We start from the raw sequence: 12,130 nt of genomic DNA on the forward strand, positions 1-12,130 counted from the left end.
TCGCTGTCCGGACGGTGACGGCCGGCAGCGGCCCGGACCGCGCAGCGCCGTGCGGGCCCCGGGAGGACGCGTGCGCCCGGTGCCGTCGAAGGCACCGGGCGCACGCGGAGCGTACTGCCGTACGGCTGCGGCGTCAGCGGGTCTGCTGCGCCGGGACGCCGCGGGACACCGGCTCGTCGTCCGCCGGGGCACCCGTCGCGGCGACCGCCGCGCCGGTCAGCGTGGCCAGCATCTCGCGGACGTTGGTCAGCTGGGCGTTGATGGAGTCGCGACGGTTCGTCAGCGCCGCCAGCTCGCGCTCCGATTCGCTGCGGATACGGTCCGCCTTGGCGTTCGCGTCGGCCACGATGTCCTCGGCCTGGCGCTGCGCGGTCTCGACGGTCTGCCGGGCGCGGCGCTCCGCGTCCGTGCGCAGCTTCTCGGCCTCGAGGCGCAGCTGCTCGGCGCGGTGCTCGATCTCCGCGAGGCGCTTCTCCGCCTTCGCCTGACGCGACGCCAGGTCGCGCTCGGACTGCTCGCGGCGCTTCGCGAGGTTCGTCTCGAAGTCCGCGGCGGCCTGGGCGGCCTTGGCCCGGGTCTCCTCGAAGAGCGCGTCCGCCTCCTCGCGCTTGGACTGCGCGTCCTTCTGCGCGTCGGCACGCAGCGAGTTCGCCTCGCTCTGCGCCTTCTCGACGATCCTGACGCCCTCGTCCTCGGCCTTCTGCTTGCGATCCGCCGCGAACGCCTCGGCGTCGTTGCGTACCTGCTGGGCGGCGCCCTCGGCGAGCTCGCGGTGCTGCTCCGCCGCGCGCCGGGCCTCCTCGCGCAGGTCCTTCGCCTCCTCCTCGGCGAGGCGGAGGATCTTCTCGACACGCGCACCGAGTCCCGCGTAGGACGGCTCAGCGTCGTTGACCTGGGCCTGGGCATTCTGCGTCTCGAGATGCAGCTCCTCGATGCGCTTTTCCAGTGAGGTGATCCGTGCGAGAGCACTGTCACGATCGGCGACGAGTTTGGTAATGCGGTCGTCCACCTGACCGCGGTCGTACCCACGCCGCACGAGCTCGAAGCCGAAGGGGGAGGAAGTGTCGCTCATGGGGTTCCTGTCGAATGAGACCGGCTGAGGTGTTAGGGGGAATCCTAGGCGCCCGAGCGGCGTGTCATCGAGCTGATGCCCGTTTGATATGGAGAATGTCCAGTCTTTCGGGTGGCTAGCTCTCGGAGGACTTGCCACTCGAACGTGTAACCCCGGCTGACGCCCCCGCCTTGACCCCGCCGTCCTTGCCTGTCGGAGCCTCGAACGACTCCAGCGCCTCCAGCACGTCCTGCACCCGGGAGATCTCCGCCTGGATGTCCTCGCGCCGGCGCACGAGCACGTCCAGCTCCCGCTTGCCCTCCTCGATCATGCGCTCGGCCTCGCGCTCCGCGTCCGCCTTGACCTTCTCGGCCTCCCGGACCAGCCCGGCCTTCTTCTGCTCGGCCTCCTTGAGCAGCGCCTCCGCCTTCCTCACGGCGGCGATGCGCACCTTGCCGGCTTCCGAATTGGCCTCCGACACCAGTTCCTTGGCCTTCGCCCCCGCCTCGGCCTGCTGCTCCTCCGCGGCCTTCACCAACTGGTCGCAGCGCTCGCCCGCGGCCTTCATCTGCTCGGCGGACTCCCGGCGGGCCCGCTCGTGCAGCTCCTCGACCTCGTTCTCGACGCGCCTGCGCAGCTCCTCCGCGCGCTCCCGGATGGCGGTCGCGTCGCCGCGCGCCCCCACCAGCAGCTCGTCGGCGTCCGTACGAGCCTTTTCGACCAGGGAGTTGCCCTCGACGGTGGCCTCGGCGACCAGCCGGTCCGCCTCCTTGCGGGCCGCGCCGACCATGGTGTCCGCCTGCGACTCCGCATCGGTCGTGGCACGCAGCGCCTCCTCCTGCGCCTTGGCCATCAACTGGTCGACCTGCTCCGCCGCGTCCGCGCGGCGCTTGGCCGCGTCCTTCCTGGCGGCGTCGAGCGTGCGGTCGGCCTCCTCGCGGGCCTCCGAGCGCATCTGCTCGGCGGCGCGCTCGGCCTCCTCGCGGACCCGCTCCGCCTCGGCCCTGACGCGGTCCGCCCGCTGCTGGGCGGTGCTCACGGTGTCGGCCGCCTCGGCGCGCAGCCGTTCCGCCTCGGAGCCCGCCTCGGCGATGAGCTGGTCGGCCTGCTCGGCAGCGTCGGCACGGCGCTTGTCCGCGGACTTCCTGGCCTCGTCCAGGACCTGTTCGCCGTCCGCCCGGGCGGACGCGCGCAGCTCCTCGGCCTCGCGCGCGCCTTCCTCCTTGACCTGCTCGGCCTCGGCCCGCAGCCGGGCCGCGTCCTGCTCGGCGAGCGACAGCAGCTCGGACGCCTCGGTCGTGACGCGGTCGGACTCGCTCGTGGCCTCGGCCACGAGCCGGTCGGCCTGGGCCGCGGCCTCGGAACGCATCCGGTTGGCGTCCTCACGGGCCTCGGCCCGGGCCCGTGCCGCGTCCTGCTCGGCGGAGGCCAGCGCGTCGGCCGCCTCGGTGCGCATCCGCTGGGCGTACTCCGAGGTCTCGGTGCGCAGCCGGTCCGACTCGGTGATCGCCTCGTTCATGGTCCGCTCGGCGAGCGACTTGGCGGCCTCCGCCTCCTCGTCGGCGCGCGCCCGGACGCGGTTGGCGTCCTCGGTGGCCCGCTCCCGCTCGGCGTAGGCGTCGGCGCGGACGCGGTCCGCCTCCTCCTGTGCCTCCGTCCTCGTGCGCTCCGCCGCGTGCTCGGCGGCGTTGCGCAGCCCGGAGATCTCCTGTTCGGCCTGCTCCTGCAGACCGGACACCGAGTCCCGCACCTGCTGGGCGGTCTGCTCGGCGGCCGACACCATGTCGGTGGCGCGCCGGTCCGCCTCCTCCACCAGCCGCTGGGCCTCGGTCTGGGCGTCCTCGACCCGCTTGCGGGCGGCGGCGAGCAGCTCCTCGCTCTGCTCGCGGGCCAGTTCCCGCTCCTGGTCGGCCTCGCCACGGGCCGCGCCGAGGATCTCCTCCGCCTCGCGGCGACGCCGGTTGGCCTCCTCCTGGGCGGCGGCGAGCGCCTCGGACGCCTCCTGACCGACCCGCTCGGCGGCCGCTGCGGCCTCGCCGCGGACCCGGTCGGCGGTCTCCTGCGCCTCGGACTTCAGCCGCTCGGCCTCCGTGGCGGCCTCGGTGCGCAGCCGCACGGCGACGGCCTCGCCCTCGGCCCGGGAGGCCGACGCGTCGGAGGCGGCCTCCGTGCGCAGCCGCTCGGCCTCCCGCTCGGCCTGCTCCAGGAGCGTACGGCTGCGATCGGCCGTTTCCGTGCGCAGCCGCTCGGCCTCCGCCTCGGCCTCGCGGCGGATCCGCTCGGCCTCCGCGCGTGCCTCGGCCAGCGCCTCCTCGGCCGACGCGAGACGCGCCTCCGCCTCCGAGTGCAGCCGGCTCAGCTCGTCCGCGGCCTCGGCCTGGCGGGCGGCGACGCCGCGCTCGGTCTCCTCGCGCAGCTCGGCGGCGGCGCGCTCGGCCGCTGCCTTCGTCTCCTCGGCCTGTTCCTCGGCCTCGGTACGCAGCCGGTCCGCCTCGGTACGGGTGCGCTCCAGCGTCTCCTCGGCCTGGCGGCGCAGGGTCGTGGCCCGCTCGATGGCCTCGGTGCGGACGCGCTCGCTGTCCGTGGTGGCCTTGGACCGCACGTCGTCGGCATCGGCCTTCGCCTTCGTCAGCAGGTCCTCGGCGGTCTTCGCCGCCTCCTCGATCTGCTGGACGGCCTCACGGCGCGCCTCGCTGCGGATCCGCTCGCCCTCGGCGACGGCCTCGGAACGCAGCTGCTCGGCCTCACCGCGCAGCCGCCGGGCCTCCTCCTGCAGTTCGACCGTCTTGGCGCGGTACTCCTTGGTGTCGTCCTTCGCCGCGCCCTTGAGCTCCTCGGCCGTGTCATGGGCCTCGGCGCGCAGCCGGTCCGCCTCCGCCTCGGCCTTGCGGCGGATCCGCTCGGCCTCCTCGACGGCCTTGCGGGTGGTGTCCTTGGCGTCCTCGGACGCCTTGTTCAGGACCTCCTCGGCGGTTCGCGCCGCCTTCGCGAGCTGGGCGGCGGAGTCCTCGGCGGCGACCGTACGGGCCTTGTCCGACGCCTCCGCGACCAGCTTCTCCGCCTCGGCCTTGGCGTCCGCCAGCGCCTGCTCGGCCTCGCTCCTGAGGTTCTCGGCCTCCTTGGTGGCCTCGCCGACGAGCCGGGCGATCTCCGACTTGGCGGTCCTGGCCCGCTGCTCGTTCGCCGACTCGGCGCTCGCGAGCAGCTTGGCCGCGGTCTCCTTGGCCTCGGCGACGGCCTTCTCGGCCTCCGCACGCGCCTCGCGGAGCCGGTCCTCGGCCTCCTGCATCCGCTGCTCGGCGCCCCGGCTGAGCTCCGCGGCCTGCTGGCGGGCCTGGTCGGACTCGGCGGTCGTCGCCGAGCGCAGCTGCTCGGCGTGGCTGGTGGCCTCCTGGGCCTGGCTGGAGGCGGCGTTCAGCAGGCGCTCGGCGTCCTTGCGGGCGCGCAGGAGGACGGCTTCCGCCTCGGCGCGGGCGGACTCCGCCTCGGAGCTGAGCCGCTGCCGGGTCTCCTCGGCGACCCGCGCGGCCTCGGCGCGGGCGGCGGCGAGGCCCTGCTCGGCCTCGGCGCGCGACTCGTCCAGGAGCCGACGGGCCTGGGACTCGCTGCGGGCGCGGAGCTGTTCGGCCCAGGCCACGTTCTCGTTGACGTGCGCCTCGACGGTCTGCCGGCGCTCCGCCAGTTCCTGGTCGAGGCGCTGGCGGCGCTGGTTCGCCTCCGCGTGCAACTCGGCCTGCAGGCGGGCCTGGTGCTCGGCGTGCTCCTGGAGGATGCGCTGTGTCTGGGCCCGGACCTCGCGCAGCTCCCGCTCGGCGTCCGAACGCAGCTGGTCGGCCTGGATCTGGGCGTTCCGGAGCAGCTGCTCGGCCTGGTAGCCGATGTCGGCGCTGTCGTACGCGGGACGGGACGCGATGGTGCGACGCGCCTCGTGGAGCTTGGCGCGCAACACCTCGACCTGGTATCCGAGGTCCTCGGCGTGCTGGACGGCCTTCTCCCGCTCGGTCTTCAGCCGGTCCATCTCGGCTTCGAACCGCGAGAGGTGGTCGTCGTCAGCTCGGTGGCTCTCCTGGCGTTCGTAGCCCCGCACTGCGCGGTCCCATCCGTCCCCTGGTCGCAACTCTCTACAGACGAGCACCGTTCGCCTGAACGGCCCCCCGGGGAAATGGTGTCAGATCAGTCACGAGGACGCGGCGCGGCCCCGGCCCGGCCCCGGCCCGGAGCGGCCCACTCTACCGGGCCGGGAATCCCGGCGGTCAGTGCTCCGCTGAGGTGGGGTCGGCGGAAGTGACCAGTTCGGTGAGGACGCCGTGGCAGTCCTTGGGGTGCAGGAACGTGATCCGGGAGCCCATCGAACCGATGCGCGGCTCGTCGTAGAGCACCCGTACGCCCTTGTTCCGGATGTCGCCGGCGGCACCGTCCACGTCCGCCGTGCCGAAGGCGATGTGGTGGACCCCCTCGCCGTTCTTGGCCAGCCACTTCCCGACCGCGGAGTCCTCGCGGGTGGGCTCCAGGAGCTGGAGGTAGGAGGCGCCGCCGTCCGAGGTCTCATTGATCTTGAGCATGGCCTCCCGCACGCCCTGCTCCTCGTTGACCTCCGTGTGGAAGACCTCGAAGCCGTACGTGGCCCGGTAGAACTCGACGGTCTTGTCGAGGTCGAGACAGGCGATCCCGATGTGGTCGATTCGCGTCAGCATGGTTCCAGTGCAGCGCTCCCGGCGGTGGTTACGCAACGTGCGCGCGATCACACCGGCTGCCCGGTGACCCGAGCGCATACCGCTCAGTACAGTTCGAGTAAACCCTCGTTCACTCCTCAGCCGCCGCGCTGGAAGGGGATCCCCTCTCATGACTGGAACGAACAGCACCACATCCGTCATCGTCGCCGGGGCGCGTACACCCATGGGACGGCTGCTCGGCTCGCTGAAGTCCTTCTCCGGTGCCGATCTGGGCGGCTTCGCCATCAAGGCCGCGCTGGACCGGGCCGGTATCGGCGGTGACCAGGTGCAGTACGTGATCATGGGCCAGGTGCTGCAGGCCGGCGCCGGGCAGATCCCGGCCCGTCAGGCGGCCGTCAAGGCCGGCATCCCCATGAACGTCCCGGCCCTCACGATCAACAAGGTGTGCCTGTCCGGCCTGGATGCGATCGCCCTCGCCGACCAGCTGATCCGTGCGGGTGAATTCGACGTCGTCGTCGCCGGCGGCCAGGAGTCCATGACCAACGCACCGCACCTGCTCCCGAAGTCCCGCGAGGGCTTCAAGTACGGCGCGATCGAGATGCTCGACGCGATGGCGCACGACGGCCTCACCGACGCGTTCGAGGACATCGCCATGGGCGAGTCCACCGAGAAGCACAACACCCGCCTCGGCATCGCCCGCCCCGAGCAGGACGAGATCGCCGCGCTGTCCCACCAGCGTGCCGCGGCCGCGCAGAAGAACGGCCTGTTCGAGGCCGAGATCACGCCCGTCGAGATCCCGCAGCGCAAGGGCGAGCCGGTCGTCTTCAGCAAGGACGAGGGCATCCGCGCCGAGACCACCGTCGAGTCGCTCGGCAAGCTGCGCCCCGCGTTCGCCAAGGACGGCACGATCACGGCCGGCACCTCCTCGCAGATCTCCGACGGCGCCGCCGCCGTGGTCGTGATGAGCAAGGCCAAGGCCGAGGAGCTCGGCCTGGACTGGATCGCCGAGATCGGTGCCCACGGAAACGTCGCGGGCCCGGACAACTCGCTGCAGTCCCAGCCGTCCAACGCCATCGCGCACGCCCTCAAGAAGGACGGCCTGGAGGTCTCGGACCTCGACCTCATCGAGATCAACGAGGCGTTCGCCGCCGTGTCCGTGCAGTCGATGAAGGACCTTGGGGTATCCCCGGAAAAGGTGAACGTCAACGGCGGCGCGATCGCCCTCGGCCACCCGATCGGCATGTCCGGCGCGCGCATCGTGCTGCACCTGGCGCTGGAGCTGAAGCGGCGCGGCGGCGGGACCGGCGCGGCGGCGCTGTGCGGCGGCGGCGGTCAGGGCGACGCGCTGATCGTCCGCGTACCGGCGAAGTAAGTCCTGCAGAGATCGGAGCACGCACGATGGTGGACGTCCCCCAGCTGGTCGCCCAGGCGAGGGAGGGCAGGCCGCGGGCCGTGGCCCGGCTGATCTCACTCGTCGAGGGGGCGTCCCCGCAGCTCCGCGAGGTCATGGCGGAGCTCGCGCCGCTGACCGGCGGCGCGTACGTGGTGGGCCTGACCGGTTCGCCTGGGGTCGGCAAGTCCACGTCCACCTCGGCGCTGGTGACGGCGTACCGGAAGGCCGGCAAGCGCGTGGGCGTGCTCGCCGTCGACCCGTCGTCCCCGTTCAGCGGCGGTGCGCTGCTCGGGGACCGGGTGCGGATGTCCGACCACGCCTCCGATCCGGGGGTCTACATCCGCTCGATGGCCACCCGCGGCCATCTCGGCGGACTCGCCTGGGCCGCGCCGCAGGCGATCCGCGTCCTCGACGCGGCCGGCTGCGACGTGGTGCTCGTGGAGACGGTCGGCGTCGGCCAGTCGGAGGTGGAGATCGCCTCCCAGGCCGACACGTCCGTGGTGCTGCTGGCGCCCGGCATGGGCGACGGCATCCAGGCCGCGAAGGCGGGGATCCTGGAGATCGGCGACGTGTACGTGGTCAACAAGGCGGACCGCGACGGCGCCGACGCCACCGCCCGCGAGCTGAACCACATGCTGGGGCTGGGCGAGTCCCGGGGGCCGGGCGACTGGCGTCCGCCCATCGTGAAGACGGTCGCCGCGCGGGCGCAGGGCGTCGACGAGGTCGTCGAGGCCCTGGAGAAGCACCGCGCCTGGATGGAGGAGCACGGAGTCCTCGCCGAGCGCCGCGCCCGCCGCGCCGCGCACGAGGTGGAAACCATCGCGGTCACGGCCCTCCGCGAACGCATCGGCGACCTCCGCGGTGATCGCCGCCTGGGCGCGCTCGCGGAGCGCATCGTCGCGGGCGAACTGGACCCGTACGCGGCGGCTGACGAACTGGTCGCGGGCCTGACGGGCGACTGACCGGCGCGTGTCCGGCCACGTGGCCGGACGGCGGCCTCCCCGGCCCGCGGAGCGGGTTCCGGGGCTCCGCCCGGGCGGCCGTTCGCCGGTGCATCGCCGCCCGCGTCCATGACGGCGACTCGAACGTCGTCGAGGTGTACGGCGGCCGGCGGCGGCGCTCTGTTCGTGCTCCGCCTGCCCCTGGCGTCCTGAGCCCTGAGTTCCGCACGACCCGCGGCCGGTGGGACCGGCGCCCGGCCGGGGCGCACCGGAAGGGGCCGCGCGGGTCCGAGCCCCGCACGCCCGTCCCGCACACCCGCACCGCGCCGGCCCCCGTGCCCATTCCCCCAAGGCACGTGGTGAGGCGGCGCGGCGCGCTGCGCGTGCGGACGTCCCGACCACAGGGCCGGAGCCCGCGTCAGCGGCTCGTGCGGGTCCGGTCAGACCCTGCCGCGGCGGCCCCGCAGGTGCTCCGCCACCGGCTTGAGGGACTCGTGGAGGTCGGCGAGCGCCTCCGGGGACAGCAGGTCGATGAAGTGCTGGCGCACGGACTCGACGTGGTGCGGCGCGACCTTCTGCATGGTCTCCATGCCTTGGTCGGTGAGCACTGCGTACAACCCGCGGCGGTCGGACTCGCAGTTCTCCCGGCGCACCAGGCCCGCGTTCTCCATGCGGGTGATCTGGTGGGACAGTCGGCTCTTGGACTGCAGCGTGGCCGCCGCCAGGTCGCTCATCCTCATGCGCCGCTCGGGGGACTCCGAGAGGTTGACGAGGATCTCGTAGTCGTTGTTGGTCAGGCCGAACGGTTGCAGATCCTTTTCCATCTGGTATGTCAACAGTCTGTTGACATCCAGGTAGGTGCGCCAGGCGCACTGCTCCGTATCGCTCAGCCAGCGCGTGGCCGTCTCGGTCTCCATATATGGATACTACCCTAAGAAGTTGAAATCCGGACGAAGGCGGGGACGGTCACATCCGACACCCCGAGTCCCCCGTGAAGGGCGCAGACGTTCGACGTCACACTCCGCAGCCTACCGCTCACAAGCCGAAGCGGCGCTGGAGGTCCCCCAGCTGACCGGGGAGGCGCGGGGTGGAGCCGTGTTGACCGGCGCCGTGGCCGCCGCCCGGCACCCCGTCCGCATGCGGCACCGCGCCGGTCGCCTGTTCGGGCACGAGCGCCTCGGTCGACTGCAGCAGCACCGTGCCCGCGCCGACGAACTCGAACTGGTGCTCCTCGCCCGAGGCTCCGCCGATCCCGGACAGCTGGCGCAGACCGCCCATCACCCCGCTCATGTACCCGTGGTCGTAGTGGTGGCACGGCGAAGGGCAGTCCGCCCAGCCCACCAGCGCCTGCGGGTCCACCCGGATCGGGGGCTCCATGAAGACCACGGGGCCGTTCGACGCCGCGACGAACTTCCCCGTGCCGATCAGCGTGAGGAATCCGGGAACGATCGACTGCTTCAGGGCCAGCGAGGGCTGGTACGCCAGCAGGTTCCCGGCCCGGATCGTCAGATTGCCCTCGTCCAGATCGAAGGAGTTGACGTCGAAGGCCCGGTCCGCGAGCAGCATCTTGCCGCTGCCCTCGGCCACCACCCAGTCGCTCGCGTGCAGCGGCGAGTGGAAGCTGGTGCGCATCAGCCGGTCCAGCCGGCCGTGGCCGATCCCGTTGAAGTCGATCCGCCCGTAGTAGGCGATCATCTTCCCCTTCTGCAGGAACCACTGGGAGCCCTTGAGCTCCACGCAGAAGGTGTACGGATTGACGTTGTCGTCGCTCGGCAGCGTCATCGGATCATGAATCACCGGCGTGCTCACAGCTTCTCCTCCGACGCCTGGACGTACACCGCACCACTGCCGCTCAGCTCGAGCTGGAACGCCTCGCCCGAGCCGCGCCCCACCATGTCGCGCCAGCCCAGCGCGGTGGAGAGCTTGTTCCGTACGTCGCCGTGGTGCGCGACGTACGCCTGGGGGTCCACATGGACCGGCCGGCCCGGTGTGATCGGCAGTTCGATCACCCCGCCGTGCGCCATGACGGCAACGGCGCCGTGACCCTTCAGGGTGGTGGTGAACAGGCCCTGACCGGTGACCTGGCCGCGCACCATCCCCATGACCCCGCCCTGCGAGCCCATGAACATCGTGCCCTGCTGCAGAGTGCCGTCGAAGGCGAGCAGCCGGTCGGCCTCGACGTACAGGGTGTCGCCGGTGAGGCCGATGACCTGGATGTGGTGGCCGCCGTGGCCGAACATGACCGTGCCCGAGCCCTCGACCGTCATCAGCGGCGTCGCCTCGTCGGCGACCCGCCGGCCGATCATCGACATCAGGCCGCCCTGGCCGCCGGCGATGTTCGGGGTGAAGGAGACGTCGCCCTTGTAGGCGAGCATCGCGCCCCGCTGGCTGTACATCTTCTGGCCGGGGACCACCGTCGCCTCGACCATCTTCGAATTGATCTCGCGGAACGGCATCAGACGTCCCCTCCGATGGTGTTCCGCTCGCTCGGCTGCACGTACACGAGCCCGTCGCCCTCGAACCGGATCTGGAAGGCCTCGCCGCCGCCCTCGCCCATGAGCGTGCGGAAGGTGACCCCGGACTGGAACTGCTGCTGAAGGCTGCCCTGGTGCGCGATGTAGGCGCCCGGGTCCACGGAGAGCGGGTACTGGGGCGTCACGCGCAGCACCACGGCCGGGCCGTCCGACATGATCGCGGCCTGGCCCGTGCCCTCGACGGTCGTCGTGAACAGTCCGTTGCCGGTCGCGCCGCCGCGCAGTCCGGTGAAGCTGGTGCCGGTGCGCAGCCCGCCGTCCGTGCAGAGGAGATTGCTCGACTCGACGTACAGCTTGTCGCCGTGCAGGGAGACGAGATTGATCTCGGAGGCGCGATCGGCGAAATAGCAGGTGCCCTGGCCCTTCACCTCCATCATGGTCATCTGCTCGCCGGTGAGGCGGCGGGTCACCATGCCGCGGATGCCCTCACCGCCGCCGGACAGTTTCCTGAAGTCCATGTGGCCGTCGTACGCGACCATGGACCCGTTCTTCGCCTTGACGGAGTCCCCGGTCATGTCGACGGCGAGCACTTTGCTGCCTTGAAGTCGGAACATTGCCACGGGGTGAAGGTACTGGGCGGGCCGCGTGTTCGGACAGGCCCCCGGGAATGAACACGACCCTGACTCGACCCCGAGGCCACCCGGGTAAAGGGCGGGAAAAACGCGGTGTCAGAATGGCTAAGCTTGTGCGTCCGTTCACAAGACCATCGCCCCCTCCCCCCGAAGGTGCCCGCCGTGGACATCAAGACCGCCTCCGCCCTCCACCGCCTCCGGCTCGTCTCCGGTCCCGAGGCCGTGTCCTTCCTCCTCCTGCTCGTCTGCTCGGTGCTCAAGCGCACGACGGAGTTCAACGCGGTCCCGGTCATGGGTGCGATCCACGGCGTCCTCTTCATCCTGTACGTGCTCTTCTGGCTGGACGCCTGGAACCGCACCAAGTGGGACGTCAGGACGGCCGCGGTCTACTTCGTCCTGTCGGTGGTGCCGTTCGGCGGCTTCTTCGCCGACCGCAAGCTCAAGCGCGCCGCCGCTGACGCGGTCATCGCCTCCCGCGCCCGCCGCGAGGGCAAGGTGAACGCGTGATCGTCGCCTTCTCCGTCACCCCGCTCGGCGTGGGCGAGGACGTCGGCGAGTACGTCGCCGACGCGGTCCGCGTCGTCCGCGAGTCCGGACTGCCGAACCGCACGGACGCGATGTTCACCTCGGTCGAAGGCGAGTGGGACGAGGTGATGGACGTCGTCAGGCGCGCCGTCGCCGCGGTCGAGGCGCGCGCCCCGCGCGTCTCCCTCGTCCTCAAGGCCGACGTCAGGCCGGGCGTCACGGACGGTCTGACGAGCAAGGTCGAGACCGTGGAACGCCACCTGTCCGCCTGATCGGCACCGTCCCGCGATCTCGGACGCGGTCCCCGGCTGAACGGCCTGAACCGCGTCACCCCCGGTGCCCGGTGCCGTGCGCCATCTGTCGTGCCGCCGTCCGCCGTGTGGCGTGCGGCGCCGGCTGCGGCGGATCGCGCGGCGGGAGGCGGCCGTGCCGCGGGCGGGG

At 72.0% G+C, this 12,130-nt stretch carries 11 protein-coding genes; 4 read left to right on the plus strand and 7 right to left on the minus strand.

Going from position 1 to position 12,130, the window contains the following annotated elements; translation table 11 throughout:
• Positions 1-133: 133 nt before the first annotated feature.
• The 3 genes from QMZ92_RS18570 to mce all read right to left on the minus strand — a co-directional run bounded on the left by QMZ92_RS18570 (position 134) and on the right by mce (position 5,745).
• On the minus strand, positions 134-1,072 hold the full coding sequence (locus QMZ92_RS18570) for a coiled-coil domain-containing protein (protein ID WP_283298485.1): 939 nt from the start codon (positions 1,070-1,072) through the stop codon (positions 134-136).
• A gap of 115 nt (positions 1,073-1,187) precedes the next feature.
• Entirely contained in the window at positions 1,188-5,138 is a 3,951-nt protein-coding gene (scy, locus tag QMZ92_RS18575; RefSeq protein WP_283298486.1) for a polarized growth protein Scy, read from the minus strand.
• A 166-nt stretch (positions 5,139-5,304) separates the two neighbouring features.
• Positions 5,305-5,745, minus strand: coding sequence for a methylmalonyl-CoA epimerase (gene mce, locus QMZ92_RS18580; RefSeq protein ID WP_283298487.1), 441 nt, complete (start codon positions 5,743-5,745; stop codon positions 5,305-5,307).
• A 148-nt stretch (positions 5,746-5,893) separates the two neighbouring features.
• Between mce and QMZ92_RS18585 the strand changes: the two genes are divergently transcribed.
• Together QMZ92_RS18585 and meaB are read left to right on the plus strand one after the other, a co-directional pair.
• Positions 5,894-7,096, plus strand: a complete 1,203-nt coding sequence (locus QMZ92_RS18585) for an acetyl-CoA C-acetyltransferase (RefSeq protein WP_283298488.1) — start codon at positions 5,894-5,896, stop codon at positions 7,094-7,096.
• A 26-nt stretch (positions 7,097-7,122) separates the two neighbouring features.
• On the plus strand, positions 7,123-8,079 hold the full coding sequence (gene meaB / locus QMZ92_RS18590) for a methylmalonyl Co-A mutase-associated GTPase MeaB (protein ID WP_138053077.1): 957 nt from the start codon (positions 7,123-7,125) through the stop codon (positions 8,077-8,079).
• A gap of 419 nt (positions 8,080-8,498) precedes the next feature.
• Here meaB and QMZ92_RS18595 read toward each other — a convergent pair whose 3' ends face one another.
• From QMZ92_RS18595 to QMZ92_RS18610, 4 genes are all read right to left on the minus strand, one after another.
• Positions 8,499-8,975 carry a MarR family winged helix-turn-helix transcriptional regulator gene (locus tag QMZ92_RS18595; protein WP_138053076.1) on the minus strand — a complete coding sequence of 159 codons (477 nt, stop codon included), beginning with the start codon at positions 8,973-8,975 and terminating at the stop codon, positions 8,499-8,501.
• Positions 8,976-9,093: 118 nt separating this feature from the next.
• Entirely contained in the window at positions 9,094-9,867 is a 774-nt protein-coding gene (locus QMZ92_RS18600; RefSeq protein ID WP_283298489.1) for an AIM24 family protein, read from the minus strand.
• Entirely contained in the window at positions 9,864-10,514 is a 651-nt protein-coding gene (locus QMZ92_RS18605) for an AIM24 family protein (protein WP_138053074.1), read from the minus strand. The genes QMZ92_RS18600 and QMZ92_RS18605 overlap by 4 nt, the downstream gene beginning before the upstream one ends.
• The gene (locus QMZ92_RS18610) at positions 10,514-11,146 is read right to left on the minus strand and encodes an AIM24 family protein (protein ID WP_283298513.1); all 633 of its coding nucleotides are present in this window, start codon (positions 11,144-11,146) and stop codon (positions 10,514-10,516) included. The genes QMZ92_RS18605 and QMZ92_RS18610 overlap by 1 nt, the downstream gene beginning before the upstream one ends.
• A gap of 180 nt (positions 11,147-11,326) precedes the next feature.
• On the opposite strand from QMZ92_RS18610, the gene QMZ92_RS18615 reads away from it, so the two are divergent.
• Both QMZ92_RS18615 and QMZ92_RS18620 read left to right on the plus strand, forming a co-directional pair.
• Entirely contained in the window at positions 11,327-11,671 is a 345-nt protein-coding gene (locus QMZ92_RS18615; RefSeq protein WP_283298490.1) for a DUF3817 domain-containing protein, read from the plus strand.
• Entirely contained in the window at positions 11,668-11,961 is a 294-nt protein-coding gene (locus tag QMZ92_RS18620) for an MTH1187 family thiamine-binding protein (RefSeq protein WP_283298491.1), read from the plus strand. The genes QMZ92_RS18615 and QMZ92_RS18620 overlap by 4 nt, the downstream gene beginning before the upstream one ends.
• The last annotated feature ends 169 nt before the right edge of the window (positions 11,962-12,130 follow it).

It is taken from the genome of Streptomyces sp. HNM0645 (genome assembly GCF_030056615.1).
Classification (GTDB): domain Bacteria; phylum Actinomycetota; class Actinomycetes; order Streptomycetales; family Streptomycetaceae; genus Streptomyces; species Streptomyces marianii.